The organism is Shewanella sp. VK101 (genome assembly GCF_056497865.1).
The window spans coordinates 1,870,657-1,891,935 of record NZ_CM151402.1; the positions used below are offsets into that span (position 1 = coordinate 1,870,657).

15 protein-coding genes are annotated in these 21,279 nt (G+C 55.1%); 3 read left to right on the plus strand and 12 right to left on the minus strand.

Features of this window, described 5'->3' with window-relative positions:
* Positions 1 to 69: 69 nt before the first annotated feature.
* From ACSHSR_RS08440 to ACSHSR_RS08475, 8 genes are all read right to left on the minus strand, one after another.
* Complete coding sequence (locus ACSHSR_RS08440; protein WP_093983403.1) at positions 70 to 774, minus strand: DUF3379 domain-containing protein; 705 nt, start codon at positions 772 to 774, stop codon at positions 70 to 72.
* Positions 767 to 1,330, minus strand: coding sequence for a sigma-70 family RNA polymerase sigma factor (locus ACSHSR_RS08445; protein ID WP_025011133.1), 564 nt, complete (start codon positions 1,328 to 1,330; stop codon positions 767 to 769). Before ACSHSR_RS08445 ends, ACSHSR_RS08440 begins: the two co-directional genes overlap by 8 nt.
* Positions 1,331 to 1,628: 298 nt before the next feature.
* Entirely contained in the window at positions 1,629 to 3,248 is a 1,620-nt protein-coding gene (locus tag ACSHSR_RS08450) for a BatD family protein (protein WP_208159940.1), read from the minus strand.
* Positions 3,242 to 5,314, minus strand: a complete 2,073-nt coding sequence (locus tag ACSHSR_RS08455; protein WP_479631409.1) for a vWA domain-containing protein — start codon at positions 5,312 to 5,314, stop codon at positions 3,242 to 3,244. Before ACSHSR_RS08455 ends, ACSHSR_RS08450 begins: the two co-directional genes overlap by 7 nt.
* Entirely contained in the window at positions 5,311 to 6,300 is a 990-nt protein-coding gene (locus ACSHSR_RS08460) for a vWA domain-containing protein (protein WP_025887175.1), read from the minus strand. Before ACSHSR_RS08460 ends, ACSHSR_RS08455 begins: the two co-directional genes overlap by 4 nt.
* Complete coding sequence (locus ACSHSR_RS08465) at positions 6,294 to 6,797, minus strand: DUF4381 domain-containing protein (protein ID WP_025011132.1); 504 nt, start codon at positions 6,795 to 6,797, stop codon at positions 6,294 to 6,296. The genes ACSHSR_RS08460 and ACSHSR_RS08465 overlap by 7 nt, the downstream gene beginning before the upstream one ends.
* On the minus strand, positions 6,794 to 7,738 hold the full coding sequence (locus ACSHSR_RS08470; protein WP_096142674.1) for a DUF58 domain-containing protein: 945 nt from the start codon (positions 7,736 to 7,738) through the stop codon (positions 6,794 to 6,796). Before ACSHSR_RS08470 ends, ACSHSR_RS08465 begins: the two co-directional genes overlap by 4 nt.
* Positions 7,738 to 8,694 (minus strand): AAA family ATPase, encoded by a 957-nt coding sequence (locus ACSHSR_RS08475; protein WP_028780795.1) that lies wholly within the window; start codon positions 8,692 to 8,694, stop codon positions 7,738 to 7,740. Before ACSHSR_RS08475 ends, ACSHSR_RS08470 begins: the two co-directional genes overlap by 1 nt.
* Before the next feature lie 243 nt (positions 8,695 to 8,937).
* On the opposite strand from ACSHSR_RS08475, the gene fadI reads away from it, so the two are divergent.
* Together fadI and fadJ are read left to right on the plus strand one after the other, a co-directional pair.
* Positions 8,938 to 10,248, plus strand: a complete 1,311-nt coding sequence (fadI, locus tag ACSHSR_RS08480; protein WP_045282694.1) for an acetyl-CoA C-acyltransferase FadI — start codon at positions 8,938 to 8,940, stop codon at positions 10,246 to 10,248.
* Positions 10,249 to 10,254: 6 nt separating this feature from the next.
* Positions 10,255 to 12,393 carry a fatty acid oxidation complex subunit alpha FadJ gene (gene fadJ / locus ACSHSR_RS08485; RefSeq protein WP_208141844.1) on the plus strand — a complete coding sequence of 713 codons (2,139 nt, stop codon included), beginning with the start codon at positions 10,255 to 10,257 and terminating at the stop codon, positions 12,391 to 12,393.
* A 473-nt stretch (positions 12,394 to 12,866) separates the two neighbouring features.
* On the opposite strand, the gene ACSHSR_RS08490 is transcribed toward fadJ, so the two are convergent.
* From ACSHSR_RS08490 to ggt, 3 genes are all read right to left on the minus strand, one after another.
* A complete protein-coding gene (locus ACSHSR_RS08490; protein ID WP_208123506.1) occupies positions 12,867 to 14,495 on the minus strand; it encodes a methyl-accepting chemotaxis protein in 1,629 nt (542 codons plus the stop codon).
* Between the two features lie 345 nt (positions 14,496 to 14,840).
* On the minus strand, positions 14,841 to 16,934 hold the full coding sequence (locus ACSHSR_RS08495) for a putative Ig domain-containing protein (protein ID WP_479631410.1): 2,094 nt from the start codon (positions 16,932 to 16,934) through the stop codon (positions 14,841 to 14,843).
* A gap of 586 nt (positions 16,935 to 17,520) precedes the next feature.
* Positions 17,521 to 19,263, minus strand: a complete 1,743-nt coding sequence (gene ggt, locus ACSHSR_RS08500) for a gamma-glutamyltransferase (protein WP_208169796.1) — start codon at positions 19,261 to 19,263, stop codon at positions 17,521 to 17,523.
* A gap of 92 nt (positions 19,264 to 19,355) precedes the next feature.
* Between ggt and ACSHSR_RS08505 the strand changes: the two genes are divergently transcribed.
* Positions 19,356 to 20,537: a GNAT family N-acetyltransferase gene (locus ACSHSR_RS08505; RefSeq protein ID WP_411394399.1), complete on the plus strand. Its 1,182-nt coding sequence runs from the start codon at positions 19,356 to 19,358 to the stop codon at positions 20,535 to 20,537.
* Here ACSHSR_RS08505 and ACSHSR_RS08510 read toward each other — a convergent pair.
* Positions 20,534 to 21,148, minus strand: a complete 615-nt coding sequence (locus ACSHSR_RS08510) for a LysE family translocator (protein ID WP_044734709.1) — start codon at positions 21,146 to 21,148, stop codon at positions 20,534 to 20,536. The genes ACSHSR_RS08505 and ACSHSR_RS08510 overlap by 4 nt on opposite strands.
* Between the last annotated feature and the right edge of the window lie 131 nt (positions 21,149 to 21,279).

Here is a 21,279-nt window from a genome sequence, read left to right on the forward strand (position 1 = left end):
GTGAGGCAGATCTGACCAGTCCCGGCGAGTGTTCGCCGGGAGATTTGGCAAGCAAAGAACTGCGATACCTTAGATAAAGCTCTGTTTTATTTCTTCTTTAACAGCGTCTAGGTCCTGAGGATATTCGGCTACCAACACCAGGTAAGCTGAGTCGGTTTTTATCGCCTCTCCCCGGTATTCGCTGTCGGCAAAGGCCTCGGCCAGCATCACCCTGTGCTCAGGGGGCACAATAAACACTGTTACCTTGCCTTGTTCACCGGCCAATACCAGGTGAATACTCTCAATTCCCTGAAAATCGCAGAAGGTGCTGTAAAACACCCGTCCCGGTTGGCTGTTGAATCTGGCACTGCCCAACCCCTTGAGCGATGCGAGCTTGGCATTGACCGCCTGATAAGAGATATCGGCATCACTGGTCATGGCAATGGTTTCATGGCGGACATGGGCGAGGGCGTGTTGTCCTAAATCCACTGGCCCTTGGCGCCAGAGACTGAAACTGACTCCGGCAACAAAAGCGACGGAGGCCGCCATCGCCAGCATCCAGCCGGTGCGTCTGCGTTGGGCGTGATGCACGGCCAACTGCTGTTTCAGCAGCAGTTTTTCGCTCAGATCTTCGGCCACAGGAATTCTGAGCGCCTGACTTATTTTGCCATCGAGTGCCTTGAGTTCGGCGACAAACGCCTGATTGTCCTCGCTCTGGCTGAGGGCCTCGAGAAACTCGGGATCCTGATTATTGGGGTCGCCATAGGCCTGGCGGCGAAACTTCAGCTCATCCATTGGATTGACCTCTGACCTTGGAGTGTTCCAGTGCTTCTTTTAACTGATTCCTGGCCCGAAACAAGCGGGTCATGACAGTATTTCGGTTTAGATCCAGCAATTGGGCAATTTCATCGCCACTGAATCCGGCTATCAGCTGTAATAACAAAGGCTCCCGATACTCGGGTTCCAATTGGGCGATTTGACGCCTGAGCAGATAGTGTTCGGCATGATCTTCCTGGCTCTGGGAACCGGGATCCTGCCAATGCTCTTCGCCGATATCGGCATAATCAAACTGTTTACGCTCAAAGCGGCGGGCATTTTCCCGCCGTAAAATCGTGATTAACCAAGCCTTGGCCGCCTTGTCATCTTTCAAGGAATCCAGCGAGCGCCAAGCCCGGAGAAAAGTTTCCTGGGTGATATCTTCGGCCACATGACGGTCGCCGCAAAGCCAGAAGGCGTAGCGGTAAATATCGGTATGCAGCGCCCGGACCAGGCTATCGTAACGTCTTTGTTTATTCAGCATGTCAGAAATGACCGCGTCATCAGACTTTTTCTTTCGCCAGCTATCGAACATTTTCCATGCTTGTTTTATTTTTGTTGCCGCTAAGCTTAATGGCCTTGGGGGCATTCTGGCAAATACCATGAGTGTAAAATTGGTTGCAAGCCTGATTTAGCCTGGATTTCAGCACGCTTGGCGGTAAAAATGATGGCCGAAATATCGGGATAAGGGTAAACACACTGTTGAAAAGGAAGGGAAACAGTTGGTTGAAAAAGTCTGCTGTTAAAGGCCTGAGAGGGGAAATGGTAACGGCGGGCTATACCCAGACGGGCACTCAGCCATAGCGAATAGACGCTATGGCTGAAGCAGTCGATTAAGGGTTTAGCGGCGCCAGCACTGAGGCCGCATCGGCGGCGTTGGAGTACTGACTCTTGAAGCGCTCAAAGGCCTGCAGCAGCGCCGGGAGATGCTGACCGGGATCGCCGCTTTGTCTGCCATAGCGGCTGGCCTGAATCTTGGCGACCACGGCGGCCAACTCAGGGGCCAGTTTAGGCAGTTCATCGAGTGTGACGCTATGGCCTTTGATATCACTGAGTTCCTGCTGCAACGCCTTGAACACCTGGCTCAAGTCCCCTTGCTGACAAGCCTGGCTCAATCCCGGCTGGGTTTGGCTTGTTTGAGCTTGCAACACTGTTGCCGGAGCGGTCGGAGCTTGCTGCCTGCGCGCCTTTAGCCACAACACACAGGTGGCCAGCCACAGCGACGCAAACAGGGCCGTCAACCAAGGCCAGAAACCTGCGCTGCTGCCGGGCTCCTGAGCAGGTTGGTTGATGGTTGGTTGTGGCATATCGGCGGCGGGGGCCACCTGGATAGTACGCGCCGGTAGCAGGGCGAACTCCTGCTGTTTCAAATGCGGATTCCACCAAGGCACCTTGATCTCCGGCAGGGTATAGCTCCCCGGCTTCGAGGGCACTATGGCAATGGTCTGGGTCAGTTGCGATACCAGTTGGTTGTCGCGAACGAAGGTCTTGCGCTGCGCCTTTTCCGGATAGCTCTTGAGATTGTCCGGCAAGCTCAGTTTAAGCTCCGGTAGGCTGGTTTCATCGGCATTGGATGCCAGCAGTGTCAGGTTTCGGGTAATAGGGCGACCCACTTCAAAAGTCTGCTTGTCGTCCCATTCCTCTTTGAGCATCACCAGATCCGATATCAGCCAGTCGCCGTGATATTCGGCCGGGATGGGCTTGATGCTGACCAGCATGCTGTCACTCTGGGCCTGCATGGGGCGACTTTCCTGAAAGGCGAACATGCCCCGTCTTGGGGTATCGACCAGCACATCGCCAGAGAAGTTGGCACCGGAAATCGCCAGCTCGCCGGGTTCATCGGCTATGATGCCGTAGCTGCGCTCTATCACCCGAAAACGGCGGCCGTTGACGATTTCACTGCTTTCTTTATCCTCGCCGAGCTGTTTTATCTGGGCTCCGCTGATAGAGGGGGCCGACAACACCCCACGCTGCAGCTCAACGGCCAGAAAGAGTTTTACCTTGTAGGTGAGTAGTTGGCCGACATAGGCCTCCTTGGCCGAGATACTGGTACGCAGGAACAGGTTTTTTTGCGCCTCGGGGCGACTACCTGCCGGCATCACCTTCAATTCGATGGCATCGCTGCTGATGCCATCGATACTCAGGGCCGGAATAGTGACCTGGCCGGTGGTTTTTGGGGCCAGCATCACTTGCCAGCGGGTTTCCTTGCGGGCATCAAAATTGATGATCTGGGTACTGCGACTGACGCTGGTGCGGCCGACGATAAAGTCTTTCAATAGGGCCGAGGTGTCCAGTGCCTGGGCTTCGAGTTCATCATCTGCCACCACGGACAGCATAAAGTACTCGCTCTCGGTCACGGGATTGCGATCGACCGAGGCTTGAAGCTGTGTCAGTGCCAGTGCCTTGAGCGGCAGTAGGCACAGAAGCAATAGAGGAATAAGTCTAGTTACCACTGTTCATTGTCCTTGGGTGTCTCGCCGCGCTGGCGGCGTTTTTGATACTCGAGTTGCATCTTGTTGCGCAGCAAAGTGGCCGGGTCATCCACCAATGCCTTCAGCGCCCGCTCCATTTCAGGGGGCAGGGGCTCGGTGTCCTCGAGTGACGAGGCGGCAACTTGTGCATTAGGCTGCTCATCGCTTTGCTCATCGTTTGGCCCTTCTTGTTGCTCGGCAAGGCTCGCCGAGTTGGCCTTGTCGGCATCAATCTCTGAACCATCCTGCTTAGCTGCACCGTTTTGACTTGCAGCTGCGCTTGACTCATTTTGCGGCTCTTGCTCTTGTGGCAATGAAGCCTGCATCTCAGGCTCAGAGCCTGCGCCAGTGTTATCCTCGGCATTTTGCGGGTTCTGATCGCCTTTGGCGTCCTTCTCGGCGTCCTTCTCAGTGGCATTGTCAGCATCATTTTGCTGCGAGTCGGTAGTGGAAGGCTCGCTATTCTCTTTGTTAGCGTCTTTATCTGAGCCCTGGTGCGAGTCCTTGCTTGAGCCCTGGTCGGCTTGGCTGTCTTGACCTTGCTCTTTGTCCTGGTTTTGGCCCTGGCTGTTGTCACCCTGGGCGCTGTCCTGACTGCCCTGACTCTGATCCTTGCCGGACTGAGAATTCTGTTGTTGATCCTGCTGGCTTTGATCCTCTTGCTTATCCTGGCTCTGTTGATCTTGTTGCTGCTCTCGCTGCTTTAGCAAGGACTCCGCCAACGCCTTATTGTCAATGGCATCCTGCATATCGGGCACTAGTGTCAGGGCGTCACTGTAGCGCTTGATGGCTTCTTCATATTGGCCAAGCTGCATCAGGGCATTGCCTTGGTTGTATAAGCCTGTGGCACTGTCATCTTGCTCGAAGGCTTGCAGCGCGCCTTGATAATCGCCGCCGCGGTAGCGGGCGCTGCCTTGCCAGGCCGGGTCAACAAACTTGTCGGCGGCAGTGGCAAAATCCTCTTGCTTGAATGCCTGCATTCCCTGCTGATCTCGGGTTTGCCAAAGGTCATCCCAGCCGCTTGCCTGGCTAGGTGGGCTGACAAGCAGGCCAAGACTCAAGGGCAGCAACAGCACCGGTAGGCCGCTGCGAAAGCTCAAGAGCAGTGGCAACAACAGCAAGAGCGCCAGATAGGGGCCAAGGTCGACCCAGGTATCGCCGGCAAGATCTGTTTCTGTGGCATCCGAGCTGGTGGCGAGCCACTGCTGCAGCGTTTGCAGATCCTTGCCATCGTTGCTGTAGGGCACCAAAATGCCGTTCCCGGCACTTGCCAGCTCGCTGAGCAGACCAAAATCGGTGGCCGGTGCTACCACTTCATTTCGGCTGTCCTTGAGCAGTTGCCCATCCGGCAGCCTTATCGGTGCACCCTGGGATGAACCTATCGCCAGAATGCCCAAGCGGTAGTGACTGCCCTCAATCGCCTGTTTGGCTGCATTGAGCTGACGGCTACCGACGCCATCTGTCATCAAGATGATATCGCCCTGCAGGTGGCCGCCCTGGCTGAGCAGCTCCTTGGCTTTCTCCAGCGCTGCGGCCAAATTGGAGCCGCGCACTGGCATGATGGCCGGGCTCAGGGTTGGCAACAGATTGAGCAGGGTGTTGCGATCCCGGGTCAAGGGGCTGATGACAAAGGCGTCACCCGCGTAGGCCAGCAGGGCGGTTTCCCCTTCATTGAGTTGCTCCAGCAGATCCGTGGCGCGGAACCTGGCCTGGGTCAAACGGTTGGCGGCGGCGTCTGTGGCATACATGGATAAAGACATATCCATCACCAGCACCCGTCCTGTGCTGCTGGCAAATACCGGCAGGGGTTTCTTGTAAAGCGCCGGGCCGCTTAAGGCCAGTACTGCCACTAACCAGGCCAGACCAAGCCAGGGCAGGCGGTTTCGGCGGCTTTTGCTGCCTTGGGTCAACAGCAGTGACGCCAGATGCGGCGCAATATAACGATCCCAGTCAGATTGGCCCGCTTGACGGCGACTTTGCAGCACTAACAGCAATGCCAGAGGCACTAAGGCCCACAGCCATTCGGGACGGATAAAGTGCAAACTCATGATTTCCTCCCCCAACGCCCTGGCCAGACGCTGAGCAACAGGCTTTGCAGCTGCAATAGTGCGCTTAGCGCCAGCGCCAGTCCCAGCGGCCAGTAAAACAGCTCGGATTGCGGCCGGTAACTGAGGGCGTCACGGCTGACGGGCTCCAGCTTGTCGATTTCCTGATAGATCTGTTCCAGTTCTTCGGTATTCCGGGCACGGAAATAGCGCCCCTTGGTGGCATCGCTTATCCGTTGCAGCTGGGCTTCATCCAGATCCATCGAGGGGTTGACCCGTTCACGGCCAAACAGGGTGCGACGCTCCATCACATCGGCGCCCACACCTATGGTGTAGATGGTGATGCCGCGCTTGGCGGCAATAGCGGCGGCCTGATCCGGCACTATGCTGCCGGCATTGTTGGAGCCGTCGGTCAAAAGCACCAACACCCGGTTGCTGTCTTTCACCTTATCGAAGCGTTTTACCGCCAGGGCAATGGCATCGCCAATGGCGGTCTGTTTGCCCACCAGGCCGATTTGGGCTTCCTTGAGATACTGAGCCACAGAGCGTCTGTCCTGAGTCAGTGGAGCCTGCAGATAGGCGGCATCGGCAAACAATATCAGGCCGATACGATCGCCGGCGCGGCGCTCGATAAAGTCGCTGACCACTTTCTGGATCAGGGTGAATCTGTCTACCGCTTTGCCATCGAGCACCATGTCTTCAATCTGCATACTGCCGGAGAGATCCACCGCCAGCATCAGATCCCGCCCTTCGGTGGGCAGCTCTATGGGATCGCCAAGCCACTGTGGCCGGGCGATGGCCAGCAGCAACAGGCACCACAGCAGCCAGAGACTCAAGGGCGCTCTGCGTTTGCTTTGTTGCTGCTCGCGGGCATGGGCATCGACGCCGGGCAGTTGCAGTTGGCCGCCGCTGTTGACGGCGGGGCGATAGGCTAGCAGCAGCGGCAAGGGAATAAGCAGCAGTAACCAGGGCCAATAGAGGGTCAGCATCTTGGCTTGCCTCCCTTGGCAAAGTGTTTGGGCGCGCGCTTGAGCCAGCAAACACAAAGCGCCCGCAACTCGGTGGGGGCAGCGCTCGGTTGGCTGCGGTATTGATTTTCGAGCAAAGAGGCGAAGCGACCGCGCTGCTCGGCTGGCAGTGCGTTATCCAGATACTCGGCCCAGGATTTACCGCTGAGTCCGGCCACCTGGGTGCGCTCACCATAGCTGATGGCGGTGCGTTTCAACAATGCGCTCATCTTGGATAGCAGCTCCGGGTCCTGGTCCTGCAGCTGTGTCAGTTCAGTCATGGCGGCTTGAGCCACCGCCTTGTGAGCCTTGGTTGCCTGCAGGCGCCGATAGCCAAAGAATGCCGCGGCGCCAAGCAGTAACAAGGCCAGCAGCATCAGCAGCCAAATACCGGGAGCCGGAGGCCAAAAGGGCACCTCGGCCGGCAGTTGAATATCCTTGAGCGCACTCAGCGCCGGATTGGCTTGATTGGGATTCATCTTAACAGTGTCAATTGTTGATTGAGGCGCCGGCCGGCATCCAGAGTGCGAACCGGGACCTTGAGTTGTTGCATCAGGGTATCAAACTGCGCCAGGTTGGCGCGCTGACGACCGAGCCAGGCATCATAACCGCTGCGATCCAGGATCAGGCTGCGGCCCGACTCCCGTACCGGCAGGGCAAACTGCCGCGGCAGCTCGAGTGTGCCTTGGCGCATGGGATCTGTTACCACAAAGGCCGCCAGCTCGCAGTGGCGTTTGAGTTCCGACAGCGCCTGCTGACATTCGCTGCCAAAACCGTTGCCGTCTGTGATTATCCAGATAAGGGAGCCGGGTTTGGCCAGTCTTGCCAGACGCTGACAGGCCTGGAGCATTAACGCCTGACCATCTTCATGGGGGCTGTCCAGCGCTTCGAGCTGCGACTTGTGTACCGCCACCAGCGCCGATATCAGTGCCAGGATCCCCTGGTTGCGTGCTCTTGGCTTAAGCTCTCTGTGGGCGCTATCGCCCACCACCAGCGCGCCGAGACGGTCGCCCTGCATGATGGCATTCCAGCCCAAGGTCGCCGCCAGATGCGCCACCTGTACCGACTGCAATAGCAGCTGGGAGCCGAAATAGAGGCTGTGCTTCATATCCACCAACAGCAGAATAGGGCGCTCGCGCTCCTCGACAAACAGCTTGGTATGCGCCTTGCCGGTGCGGGCGGTGACCCGCCAATCTATGGTGCGGACATCATCACCCTGTTGATAGTGACGCACTTCGGCAAATTCCATGCCGCGGCCTTTGACTAGGCTGGCTCTGTGACCGGCCATGGCCGCGCGGGCTTTTCCCTGCCTGTCACCCAGAGCGCGGGCGATATTCTGGCAGGCAAGCAGCTCGGCCTCACACAGGTGGAGGCCGTCGGCAAACAGTGGCAGTGAAGAGTCTGTTGTTGCGGCTTTCATCAGGGAACGGCCACCTGATTGAGCACATGGTCAATCACCTGATCGCGGCTGACCCCTTCGGCCTGCGCCTGATAACTCAGCAGCAAACGGTGGCGCAGTACATTGGGCACCACGGCTTGAATATCTTCAGGGGAGACAAAGTCACGTTCATATAACCAGGCGCGGGCGCGGGCGCAGCGCTCGATGGATTGGGTCGCCCGCGGGCTGACGCCGTATTCCAGCCACTTGGCAAGCTGGTCGCTGTAGCGCTGAGGCTGACGGGTCGCCATCACCAAGTCGACAATATAACGCTCCAGCGGTTCGGCCAGATACAGCTCCAGCGCTTGCTCCCGGGCGAGGAACACTTCCTGCTGGCCTATGGGAGTGACTTTCTCCATGCCGTGGGTCTTGGCTTCGCTGCGGGACAAACGCAGGATCTCAAGCTCAGTGTCTGCCTCCGGGTAATCCAGGTTCAGGTGCATCAGGAAGCGGTCAAGCTGGGCTTCCGGCAACGGGTAGGTGCCCTCGTTTTCCAGCGGGTTTTGGGTCGCCATCACTAAAAACAGCGGCGGTAACTTGTAGGAGTGCTTGCCCACCGTCACCTGGCCTTCGGCCATGGCTTCCAAAAGGGCTGACTGCACCTTGGCCGGGGCGCGGTTGATTTCATCCGCCAGAATAAGGTTGTGAAATATCGGTCCGGCTTCAAATTCAAAGGTCGCGGTTTGGGCGCGATAGATGTCGGTGCCGGTCAAATCGGCCGGCAGCAGGTCCGGGGTAAACTGAATGCGGTGAAAGTCGCCCTCAATGCCATCACACAGCGCTTTAACGGCCCGTGTCTTGGCTAGCCCCGGTGGTCCTTCCACTAACAGGTGGCCATCGGCTATCAGAGCGATAAGCAGGTTTTCGGTCAAAATTGGCTGACCTATGATCACTTGATCCAGATAGGTCCGCAGTGCATGAAATCGACTCAAAGGCATGATGCTACTCGTTTTATTTTAAGGCCCAACTATAGACAGCGGTTATGGTAAAGAATTCCCTGCGCCCTTGGCTAGTGTTAAAAAAACAAACAGGTGTTTAAAACCGGCCAACAAGAAGTTAGAATCAGATCACATTTTTAATGGTCAGACCTGTTTAGGGCAGTACGGGTCTCTTATGGAAAAACAATAAAGCGCAGCGTCAAGGCCAGTTTTCGGCGTGCGCCACTGTAAAGAGGGTGACAAATGAGTGACAGACAACAGGTAACCAATGCCAGGGGCGAGCGGATTGCCATAGTGGCTGGTCTGCGTACCCCGTTCGCCAAACAGGCGACGGCGTTTCACGGCGTGTCGGCGCTGGATATGGGCAAGATGGTGGTCAATGAGCTGCTCAGTCGCAGTGAATTGGACCCCAAGCTGATTGAGCAGCTTGTCTACGGCCAGGTCGTACAGATGCCGGCAGCGCCCAATATTGCCCGTGAAATTGTCCTGGGTACCGGCATGAATTTGCACACAGATGCCTACAGTGTTACCCGTGCCTGTGCCACCAGTTTTCAGTCCACTGTCAATATTGCCGAGTCGATCATGACGGGCAATATCGAAATAGGCATAGCCGGGGGCTCGGACTCCTCCTCTGTGCTGCCTATCGGGGTGTCCCGCAAGTTGGCCCATGCCTTGGTCGATCTCAATAAGGCCCGTACCCTGGGACAGAAGTGGAACATAGTTCGCCGTCTGGGGTTTAAAGATCTCTTGCCTGTGCCGCCTGCTGTGGCCGAATATTCCACCGGCCTGTCCATGGGGCAAACCGCCGAGCAGATGGCCAAGAGCCACGGCATCAGCCGTGCCGATCAGGACGCGCTGGCCCACCGCTCTCATACTCTGGCGAGCCAGAGCTGGAATGAAGGCAAGCTCAAGGATGAAGTCATGGTGGCCCATGTGCCGCCCTACAAGAGTTTTATCGAGCGTGACAACAATATCCGCGACAACTCGTCCCTTGAGTCTTACGCCAAACTCAGACCCGTATTCGACCGCAAGCACGGCAGTGTCACCGCCGCCAACAGTACCCCGTTGACCGATGGCGCCTCGGCGGTGATCCTGATGAGTGAAGGCCGAGCCAAGGCACTGGGTTACACCCCCATTGGCTATATCAAGAGCTACGCCTTCAGCGCCATAGATGTCTGGGAAGACATGCTGATGGGGCCATCCTACGCCACGCCACTGGCGCTGAAACGCGCCGGTATGCAGCTCGAAGATCTGACCCTGATAGAGATGCATGAAGCCTTTGCCGCCCAGACTTTGGCCAATATGAAGATGTTTGCCTCGAAGAAGTTTGCCGAGGAAAAACTCGGTCAGAGCCGCGCCATTGGTGAAATCGATATGAGCAAGTTCAACGTGCTCGGCGGCTCGCTGGCCTATGGCCATCCGTTTGCGGCCACGGGCACTCGCTTGATCACCCAAGTGTGTAATGAACTGAAACGCCGCGGTGGCGGTACGGGGCTGACAACCGCCTGTGCGGCCGGTGGTCTGGGTGTGGCAATGATAGTGGAAGTGGAGTAATTGCAGATGGAAAACAGCAACAAGAGTTTTAGCCTCAGCCGCCGCGACGATGGCATTGCCATTCTTTCCATGGATGTACCCGGCGAAAGCATGAATACCCTCAAGGCCGAATTCGGCCCTGAGATTAGCGCCTTGCTGAGCGAAATCAAAGCGGACAGCAGTATCAAGGGCTTGGTGATCATTTCAGGCAAGCCTGACTCCTTCGTGGCCGGCGCCGATATCTCCATGCTCGATGCCTGTCAAAGCGCCGCCGATGCCCGCGAGCTGTCGAGCTCAGGGCATAAGGTGTTTGCCGAACTTGAAGGGCTGAAGATCCCCGTGGTTGCAGCCATTCACGGCGCCTGTCTCGGTGGCGGCCTTGAGCTGGCACTGGCTTGCCATCTGCGGGTGTGCAGTGACGACAAGAAAACCATGTTGGGGGTGCCGGAAGTTCAGCTCGGTCTGCTGCCGGGCGGTGGTGGTACCCAGCGTCTGCCACGCCTGGTGGGGATCACCACAGCGCTTGATATGATGCTTACCGGTAAACAGGTTCGCCCCAAGCAGGCGCTGAAGATGGGGCTGGTGGACGATGTGGTGCCCAAGTCGATTCTGCTGGAGGCGGCGGTTGAACTGGCATTGGCCGGCAAAGCCAAGCGCGGTAAAGGCAAAAATAATAAGCCTATGATGAACAAGCTGCTCGAAAGCAACGGCTTTGGGCAGAAAATCATCTTTGATCAGGCCCGTAAACAGGTTGCCAGAAAAACCCAGGGTAACTATCCGGCGCCGGACAAGATCATCGACTGTGTGCGGGTGGGGATGAGCCAGGGGCTAGAGGCAGGTTTGGCCACAGAGGCGCGCCATTTCGGCGAGCTGGTGATGACGCCCGAGTCGGCGGCGCTGCGCTCCATCTTCTTTGCCACCACAGAAATGAAAAAGGAAACCGGCGCCGAAGGTGCTGAGCCCAGTCCGGTTCATAAGGCCGTAGTGCTCGGCGGTGGCCTGATGGGCGGCGGTATCGCCTCAGTGACCACCACCAAGGCCAAAATTCCGGTGCGGGTCAAGGATATCAGTGAGCAGGGACTCAGCAATGCGCTGGGCTATGCCTATAAGTTACTGGATAAGGGCGTCAAGCGTCGGCATATGACCCCGGCGGTGCGCGATAAGCAGATGGCCTTGATGACGACGACTACAGACTATGTTGGGGTAAAGGATGCCGACATAGTGGTCGAGGCGGTATTTGAGGATCTCAGCCTCAAGCATCAAATGGTGCGGGATATCGAACGCGAATGCGGTGAACACACTATTTTTGCGTCCAACACCTCGTCTCTGCCCATAGGTCAGATTGCCGAAGCCGCCGCCAGGCCGGAAAACGTCATCGGCTTGCATTACTTCTCGCCGGTAGAGAAGATGCCGCTGGTGGAAGTGATTGCTCACGACAAGACCTCCCCCCAGACGATAGCCACCACAGTGGCCTTTGCCCGCAAACAGGGCAAGACGCCGATAGTGGTGAAAGATGGCGCCGGTTTCTATGTGAATCGTATTTTGGCGCTCTATATGAATGAAGCGGCGCAGCTGCTGCTCGAGGGCAACAGTGTCGAGAGCCTGGATAAGGCGCTGGTGAAGTTTGGCTTCCCGGTCGGCCCTATCACTCTGCTCGATGAAGTGGGTATTGATGTGGGCGCCAAGATTTCGCCGATACTCGAAAAAGAGTTGGGTGAGCGTTTCGCTGCCCCCTCTGCCTTCGATAAGCTGCTCGCCGATGACCGCAAGGGGCGCAAGAACGGCAAGGGCTTCTATCTCTACGGTCCCAAAGCCGGCAAGAAGAAGGAAGTGGACAAGAGCGTTTATCAGGTGCTGGGGATAGCGCCGGGTGTTGGCGCCGAAAATGCCAACCTGGCAGAGCGCTGTGTGGTGCAGATGCTCAATGAAGCGGTGCGGTGTCTGGAAGAGGGCATCATAGCCTCTGCCCGCGATGGTGATATTGGCGCCATCTTCGGCATTGGCTTCCCGCCTTTCCTCGGTGGGCCTTTCCACTATATAGACACCATGGGCGCCGATCAGTTGCTGGCCAAGCTGGAGCGCTTCCAGAGCCGCTTCGGCGACAGATTCGCCCCGAGTGAATTGCTCAAGACCATGGCCGCAGAAGGACGACGCTTCTTCGACTGACGCTGATTGGAATGGCTGTTCTTCGAATCGCCTTTGAGTAACAGCACTTTGAATAACAGCGCTGCTTTACTGTAAAAGCGGTCTCAGGCCGCAACCCTCCAACCACGCCCCGGTAAGGCAGTAAATCACCGGGGCGTTTTTTTATAGAAGCTTGGGACGTCCCGCTCTTGGCAACCAAGGTGGCAAAGCTCAGGGAAGAGCGAGGAGCCAATCCAAAATGAGTGGGTCGCTATGCTTACCAATGAGCAGAATGCTGATGTCAATCTGGCATCAGATACAGGGCGATGCCGCGTTTAATGAGCTGAAAGCCTGTCCACTGGACAAGTCAGCCTTGGCAGAGGTTTTCTGGCCTTGATTAAGGCAAACTGACCACACTCTTTATCCAGTCAGCTTATCGGCTGTTTCCATGGTGAGCCGGCTTCTGTGGCTTGGCGGGATTCGCCGTAAGCCACAGAAGCTGGGTTAATGTTGACTCAGAGCTTGAATATCTCCATCCTGGCTTTGAGGCTATGGGTTAAGTTGCTGATCTCCTGGCACGCTATGGCCGTTTGCGATGCCCCTTCGGCCATTTCGGTCGACACGTTATTGATATGGTCGACACTGCGGTTCAACTCTTCCGATACCGCATTTTGCTCACTGCAGGCGGTAGCAATTTGAGTACTCATTTGGGCGATGTTTTCCACCGAGTGCTCTATTTCGGTTATTTGGTTTCCGGCTTCGTTAACCTGCTCTACGCATTGGGTGATACCCGTCTGACATTCTTGGCTGGAAAGACCGATTTTGCTGCTGTTTTCCTGCAGTTGATTAACGATGTCGACAATTTGCGAGGTTGAATCCTGAGTGCGCTGCGCCAAAGAGCGCACTTCGTCCGCGACCACGGCAAATCCACGTCCTTGCTCACCGGCTCTGGCCGCTTCTATGGCGGCATTCAGTGCCAGGAGGTTGGTTTGTTCCGCGATGCCGCGAATAACGTCGACTACCATATTGATGTTGTTTGAGCTTGATTCCAGCTCCCTTGCCAATAGATCGGATTGCTGAATGCTCTTGGACACTTGCTCGATAACCGCCACTGTACGTTGCAGGGTAGCAGTGCCTTGTTTAGCGACTTCGGTTGCCGAATAGGCCGACGTTGCCCCAGCCTCGGTGTTTTGAGCCACTTCGGCGACTGCTGCCTGCATTTGGGTCATGGCCGATGCGACAGAGCTGAGCTCTGATTGCTGGTTTTGCATACTCGAGGCATTTTGAGCCGAAATGGCACTCACTTCCTCCACCGCTGCGGTCAGTTGGATGGTGGAGTCGCTGATCTCAGACACCAGAGAGTGGAGGTTGGCCTGCATGGTGACCAACTCTTTCAGTAGTGTTCCCAGCTCATCCTTGGTCAGGGCCTGCTCATCTATGGCGTTATTCAGTTGTCCCTTGGCTATCTTGGCGGCGAATTTCAGGGCCCTGTCTATGGGGCGGCAAATTGCCCGCGAGAGCAGAGTGGAGGAGAGGGCTATCACCATTATGATGATGAGCGCACCTATGGCAGCACCGTACTGGGTCAATGAGGCTTCATGCTGAACGTCATCACTGATTTTATTGATTAGTTCATCATTGAGCCCCAAGGTATTGTCGAGACTCGTCAAGGCGCGGGAATAGGTATCAAAGCTGGAGAGGATCACCTGATTGGCGGTTGTCGCATCACCTTTTTTCAATAGTTCATTATAGGAACGGGTTTCCTGAATGTATTGATTCCAGGTGTCTTTAAAGGCTTTAAAAGCGTTCTGCTCTTGCCTGCTCAGTTCCAAAGCTTCGTAGGCGACTATGCCCGCCTGAACGTCGGCTCTCAGTTTATCCAGCCCTTGCAGCCATTCACCTATTTGCGGGTTATCTATATTGGGAAGCAGTGAAAACTCATCTTTTCGAACCTTGGTGATATCGACTTGGATACCTTTCAATATGGCCACCGAAGGCAGGCTCTTGTCGGTCAGCACCTTGATATTTTGGTTCAATGCCGACAGGCTCAGTACCAATAATATGGCTACAGCAGCAAATACCACAAAGACGACCAGGTAACTCGCCCATATTTTTTTAACGACACTTAAGTCCCTAATATTCATTTACTTCCCCATCAAGGATTGGCTATTAGACAAATGTACAATAACTATAGCCTGATTCCGGGGGACTCCCACCTGTTATAAACAGTTTGCTATTCCGTTTGAAGATTGTGACTTTCCCAATGTTTGTGGGTGATGCCAAGTGAGTGCTAAAGCCAAAGTCAGGCGGGAGTTGTGTTTTTGCCAAGGGGAATAAATATGCGGCGTTACATGCTACGAGCCACTTAAGAAAGGTAGAGCGTGTTTACTTGAGACAAAAAAAGCCGGTCAGCATCTTGCCCACCGGCTTGGTAGAGTTCACGGCATCAGAGCCCTATTCAGTCAAGGCGCCGATTCTATTTAGCGGTATCACTCGTTATTGCCTGTCCCTGTCCATTGGATATTGGCTTTAATCTCTTCCACCAGACCGGCATCCTCTTCGGTAACATGACCTATAACACTGTAAATTTTGCCGACAACAGGTTGCTCGATATCGAATTGCGCCTGGCAGTATTCGATACTATTTTCTTCACCGGGGAACAGATAGGCAGGAATGCGATATTCCATACCTTCGTAGCTAAGGTTGAGGTCGTAAAACTCCCTTACCTCATCACAGCTGAAGTCGGTGTTGGGTACATCGAAGTAGAGCCCCACCTTGGCGCCGCGATTATCCGCCGCTGTCATCTGCATGGTCAGGTGACCGAGCTGATAGCTTGCTTCTGTGGCCGCCGGCAGCTCCGCTGTAAACATACGACCTTGGGCATCGTCATCAGACTCAATATCCAGACGTTTTTCTACATCATCGGCTTTGCTGAACAGGGTATAGCGACCGTCCCATAGTTGCAGCACTTTGGCATTGTCACCGACACCGGCAATGGCGTCGTTCAGCTTGATGGTTTCCTGATGTTCAACACCTTCATCATCGCCGTACTCCAGCACCATTTGGCCTAGTTCATTAATGATATAAGTGGAGACTTCCACGGTTGCAGTGGCGGAACATTCGCTGAGGTTGTCTTGAGTACGGACATTACGCAGCACAGAGCCGTTTTTGAACTCCAGAGTGTCGCACCATACTTGCATCACACCGTCGTCGTTCTCGTCGGCAGAACCCCATTCTGTGGTGAACCAGGTTTTGCCTTCCAGCGGATGTTTGGGCTCTGGTTCGACACCGTTATCGGCAACCTTGACTTTGAGGTCGGTCTTCACAGCTGCATGTTTGCCGTCATTGACTGTCACAGTGATCACAAAGTCGCCGGCAACCAGAGGCTTGCCGGACAAACGCAATGAGTCACCTTGCTCAATTTTCAGGGCGGTACCTTGCATATCCGTCATGGCGCTGAAGGTCAGTTGATCTTTATCCTGATCGCCAAACAGCTCATCCAGGTCAATCACCTGATCGATTTGATTGCCTACTGTCAGCGCCATGCGTGCCAGTTCAGCTTCCAGTTCGGCTTTTTCAGCCGGGTTGATGACAGGAGCATGGTTGATACTGCTGACTTCAATCTCAACTTTCAGTGGGTAAGAGCGGGCGCCCTTGCTGTCGGTGGCGTAAGCGTGCAGGTTAATTTCACCGGCTACCTTAGGTGTACCGCTGAGTACGCCTGTTTTGGCATCGAATGCCAGGCCCAGGGTTTCCAGTGCTATGTTGCCATCTTCCTCCATCAGGCTCAGAGTGAAGCTGTCGTTGTCCTTGTCGGCAAAAGCGGCTGACAAATCTACGGCAGTCATCGGCTGACCCAGTTCCACTTCAATTTGGGTCAGCTTGTTCAGCTCGGCCTGGCTCAAGGCAATATGAGGCCTGTGGTTGGATTCTACACCGCCTTCTGGGGTGATCACCGGCTCGTAGTCGTCGAGTTTGTCACCGGCTTCCACCTTGGCAGCCACATCTTTAACCAAGCCTTGCAGATGCGCTTCAGCCAGGCCCTGATGGCTAACCAGCGTCTCGCCGACAATGTTCAGCGCTTGAGCGACCTTGTTGGCACTACTCTTGGCCAGATAGTCACCAAACAGTAGCTCTGGTTCGGCTTTAAGTTCAGCAAATTGAGCCGACACGGCTTTTTCGGCATCCGCCTTGGATACACCTTGGTTGGCGTCCATATGCTTGACAACCAAGTCTGTCAGCGGGCTGATCACCTGGCTGTTGGCATCTTTGCTTGCCGGGGCCTTGAGCTCAAAGGTTTTTTTCACCAAGCCGCGGCTTTCATCCATGGTTTTGTCGGCAATGGCCTTAACACACAGTGTTTGTCCCTGATATTGGTCATCGATCCGGGCAATACCGCCTTTGCCGGTTGTCGCCACTTTGGTTTGGCAGTTTTCGCCGGCATAAACGTCTGCATTCACCAGATAACCATCAATGGCTGTGACCGAAAATGATTTGGCTGTGGGGTTGTCATTGTTGTCGCTGCCGCCGCAACCGGCCAGTGCCAGTGCAATTGACGCTGCAAGCAAAGTCGTCTTCTTCATTCTTTATCCCAAAATAATTTGAGCTCCTTGATAACGCCCATCCACCTTTTTAGATACAAAAGTTCCATTTAAAGGGATGCAGATGATAACTTTGATAAATAAAAGATAAATTGATTGGTATCACATAAAATTCCTGATTAAAAACAGTGTGATAGGTTGAATTTTGAGCTGTGGTTTAATTTTGAACACATATTGGCGTCATAATCGCCAAAAGTGCCGCTATCTGAGTTTTTACTTGTCAGAAGCAAGGATATGTGCCGCCTGAATGGATTGATAAATGCTTATAAATAAGAGGGTTATTGACGGCTTGTTAATTGCGTCTCGGGTAGCAGAAATGAAAGCTCTGGATTGAATTAGCGCATATTTAGCCCACGCCAAGGCGCGGAGGTTAAGCCGCCGGTTTGTTAAAAGTGAACCTTGGTTCAGTGTAAAAAAACAGCTCCGCAAGAGTGGCATCTGCGGAGCTGTTTTCAATGGAGCTGTTTTAAATGAGAGTTAAGCCGAATTTAATGCCCGTCGCTCACTACGTTGTTTCAGAAACCTATCTAAGGAGTTTTTTCAGTAGCTTAGGTTTTGGTAACTGGGCTCAGTAGCCTGCCGCCTCACTGCCGGCGCGGCGCGGGTCAGATGCACCAAATTTACCTTCTTCGGTCACCATAATGCTCTGGGTGCTGCCCATGGAACTTTTGACCTTGACCTGGTGGCCCATGGCTTCCAGCAGCGCTATGGTGTCACCATTGAGGCTGCGCTCAACCCGAATTTCATCCGGCAGCCACTGGTGATGCATCCGCGGCGCAAAGCTGGCTTCGGCGATATTCAGGTCGTGGTCAATCACATTCATGATGATCTGCAGCACTGTGGTAATGATCCTGGCGCCCCCCGGGCTGCCGGTAACCAGAAACGGCTGACCGTCTTTCATTATCATGGTCGGGCTCATGGAGCTCAGTGGCCGCTTGTTGCCCTGTACCGAGTTGGCTTCACCGCCCACTAGGCCATAACCGTTGGGGGTGCCGGGTTTGGCTGAGAAATCATCCATCTCATTGTTCAGCAAAATCCCTGTACCATCGGCCACCAGCCCAGAGCCATAACTGAAGTTGAGGGTATAGGTGTTGGATACCGCATTGCCCCATTTATCCACGACCGAGTAGTGAGTTGTCTGGTCACTTTCATAGGGGGCCAGCTTGCCGGGTTTGACCTGGCTTGAAGGGGTGGCGTGCTTGCTGTCGATACTCTTGGCCAATGTCTTGGCATAATCCGGGCTCAACAGGGCTTTAACCGGCACAGGATAGAAATCCGGATCGCCGAGATACTCGCTGCGATCGGCATAGGCCCGTCTCATGGCCTCGGCCATAAGATGCAAAGTGGCGGCGGTGTTGTGGCCCAGATCATGGATGGGGTACTGCTCGAGAATGTTGAGGATCTCTATGATATGGATGCCACCCGATGATGGCGGCGGCATGGAAACCACCTCATAGCCTCGATAATGTCCGCGCACCGGCTGGCGCTCTATGGCTTGATAGTTGTTGAGATCCTCAAGGGTCATGATGCCGCCGGCGGCCTGAATGGCACTCACCAGTTTCTCGGCGGTTTCCCCTTGGTAAAATCCTTTGCTGCCCTGTTTGGCAATCAGCTCCAGTGAGTGAGCCAACTCAGGCTGCTTGATGATGTCGCCAGGTACAAAGCTGCTGCCATCTGCCTTGTAGAATATGGCGGCAGAGCTTGGCCATTGGGAGATGCGGCGCTTAACCCCATCGAGGGAGTTGGCCAGATCTGAAGTAACGCTGATCCCTTCCCGCGCCAGTTTGATCGCTGGGGCTATCACTTGTTCCCGTTTCATGGTGCCATACTTGGACAGGGCCAGCTCCATGCCCATCACAGTGCCGGGAACGCCTACCGCCAGGCCGTGCTCGCGGCTGAGTCTATTGACCGCATTGCCCTTGTCATCGAGGAAGATATCCCTGTGGGCCTTGGAAGGCGCCATCTCCCGATAGTCTATGGCTATGGTCTTGTTTTCCTTCGCCAGGTGTACCAGCATGAAACCGCCGCCACCTATATTACCGGCCCTGGGCAAAGTCACTGCCAGGGCATAACCCACGGCCACTGCTGCATCTACTGCGTTGCCGCCTTGCTTGAGAATATCCACCCCGATACGGGAAGCCAGTGCCTCCTGGCTGGAAACCATGCCATGCTTGGCCCAAACGGGCTGGGCTGTGGCCATTTCACTGTAAATCGAAGATTCGTTGGCGGTAGCTTGTGGGCTGTAACTCAGGGTGGAGGCTGCAGGCAGAGCCAGAGCGACGGCGAAGATCAGCGGTTTTATCAGACGCACTATATTTCCTTATACTGCTTTTGCTTAAGTTGCTATGCAATGTGCCGCCAATTATCCTTGATTGCAAGTTTGCCTCGGCATATGGAATAAATTTGGACAATAAGCACTGGCAGTGGCGTTTTGCCGCCGGCATTGATGAGATCCCCGCCGCCGAGTGGGATCTGTGTCTGGCTGAAGATGGAAAAATAGAGCCGGACAACCCTTTTTGCCGACATGCTTTTTTGAAGGCGCTGGAGCAAAGTGGCAGTGTCTGCCCCGCAGCCGGCTGGCAACCCATGCATTTACAGCTGTTTTGCAACGACAGGCGTTTGGCTGTGATGCCTCTCTATCTCAAGGATCACTCCTGGGGCGAATATGTGTTCGACTGGGCCTGGGCCGATGCCTATCAGCGCCACGGTGAAGCCTATTATCCCAAGCTGGTCTGCGCCATTCCCTTTACGCCTGTCACCGGCCCAAGACTCGGGATAGTGCCCGAGGCCAGGGCGGCAGCCACTGATATCCAGCAGGCGCTGGGGAAACTGTTTTGGCAACTGCTTGAAAGCTACTCCTCCTGGCATTGGCTGTTTGTCAATGAGGTGCAACTCGAGTCATTGCGGCATTTGCCCCAGACCTTGGTGCGGGAAGGAACGCAGTTTCATTGGTTTAACCGGGGTTACAGCAACTTTGATGATTTTTTGGCGCGGCTCAACTCGAAACGGCGCAAGAATATTCTCAAAGAGCGCCGCGCCTTGGCTGACTTGCAGTTTGTCTGGCTCAGGGGCGATGAACTGGAAGATTGGCACTGGCAGCTTTTCTATCGCTGCTATCGGCAAACCTATCTGAAACGCTCCGGCCACCGGGGATATCTTCAGCCCGACTTTTTCAAGCAACTCGGTAAGTTGATGGCGGCCGAGGTGCGTTTGCTCCTGGTGCACCGCTTGGGCGAAGCGCCGCAGCAGGCGCTGGCATGCGCGCTTTATCTGCAGGGGAAAGATACTCTTTATGGCCGCTATTGGGGCGCACTTGAGGAGATCCCGGCGCTGCATTTCGAAGCCTGTTACTGGCAGGGGATAGACTACTGTATCGAGAACGGCCTCAGTTGCTTCAACGCCGGTGCCCAGGGGGAGCACAAGCTTATCCGCGGCTTTGAGTGTGTCACCACCTATTCGCTGCATGGCATAGCGCATCCGGGCTTTCGGGAGGCGATAGCCGATTTCTGTCAAACAGAGGCCGGCAACAACCGCTTGTATCAAGCGCAGTTGCAGCAGGCCTTACCCTACAAAAAGGGCGATTAACCCAGCGCCAGCCAGACACCGACCCCCAGCATCAGACTGCCGGCTATCCGGTTGAGCAGGCGGACATTGTTGCCACGGCTCAAAAACAGCCTCAGGCTCTTGCCGCCATTGGCATAGGCCAGCATGCAGATGAGTTCGGTACACATGATAATGCCGATGAGTGCCGTCAGTTGCGGTGCCATAGGTTGCTGCAGATTAATAAAGGGAGGCAGCAAGGAAATCATAAAGGCCCAGCCCTTGGGATTGGCAATAGCGGTGACAAAGCCTTGGGAGATCAACGCTGTGCGCTTGATACTTCTGGGTTGGTCCAGATTGGCCATCTTGCCCTTGGCCCGCCACATATTGACGCCTAGCCAGATAAGATAGGCACCGCCAAGATATTTGAGCCCCTGGAAGATCATCGGATGTTTCAACATAACCGTGGCCACGCCCAGCACGGCCGCCAAAGCCACCAGGGCGACCCCCACGAGTTCACCCAGCATCATCCACAGAGTGCGGCGCACCCCAATGCTCATCCCCAGTGTCATGGCCAGGGTCATGCACATTCCCGGGGTAACGGAAACAAAGAAAAAGGTTGGAATAAAAGCGGCGAGCAGGGCGTAGTCTTGCATTTTGGGTACAGCTGTCTCTCAAAAAGGGAGATCAGTCTAATGAAATCCTACCGGGTGACAAAGTAAAAAATTGCAGCGCTCAATATACTAAGGCGGAAAACAAGAGACCGATCATCAGATCGGTCTCAAAC

Coding starts and splice junctions, on each gene's coding strand:
- ACSHSR_RS08470 (WP_096142674.1), bottom strand. CDS start 7,738: ATGAAAGCCGCAACAACAGACTCTTCACTGCCACTGTTTGCCGACGGC.
- ACSHSR_RS08490 (WP_208123506.1), bottom strand. CDS start 14,495: ATGAATATTAGGGACTTAAGTGTCGTTAAAAAAATATGGGCGAGTTAC.
- ACSHSR_RS08475 (WP_028780795.1), bottom strand. CDS start 8,694: ATGCCTTTGAGTCGATTTCATGCACTGCGGACCTATCTGGATCAAGTG.
- ACSHSR_RS08440 (WP_093983403.1), bottom strand. CDS start 774: ATGGATGAGCTGAAGTTTCGCCGCCAGGCCTATGGCGACCCCAATAAT.
- ACSHSR_RS08455 (WP_479631409.1), bottom strand. CDS start 5,314: ATGAGTTTGCACTTTATCCGTCCCGAATGGCTGTGGGCCTTAGTGCCT.
- ACSHSR_RS08495 (WP_479631410.1), bottom strand. CDS start 16,934: ATGAAGAAGACGACTTTGCTTGCAGCGTCAATTGCACTGGCACTGGCC.
- ACSHSR_RS08510 (WP_044734709.1), bottom strand. CDS start 21,148: ATGCAAGACTACGCCCTGCTCGCCGCTTTTATTCCAACCTTTTTCTTT.
- fadI (WP_045282694.1), top strand. CDS start 8,938: ATGAGTGACAGACAACAGGTAACCAATGCCAGGGGCGAGCGGATTGCC.
- ACSHSR_RS08460 (WP_025887175.1), bottom strand. CDS start 6,300: ATGCTGACCCTCTATTGGCCCTGGTTACTGCTGCTTATTCCCTTGCCG.
- ACSHSR_RS08465 (WP_025011132.1), bottom strand. CDS start 6,797: ATGAATCCCAATCAAGCCAATCCGGCGCTGAGTGCGCTCAAGGATATT.
- ACSHSR_RS08445 (WP_025011133.1), bottom strand. CDS start 1,330: ATGTTCGATAGCTGGCGAAAGAAAAAGTCTGATGACGCGGTCATTTCT.
- fadJ (WP_208141844.1), top strand. CDS start 10,255: ATGGAAAACAGCAACAAGAGTTTTAGCCTCAGCCGCCGCGACGATGGC.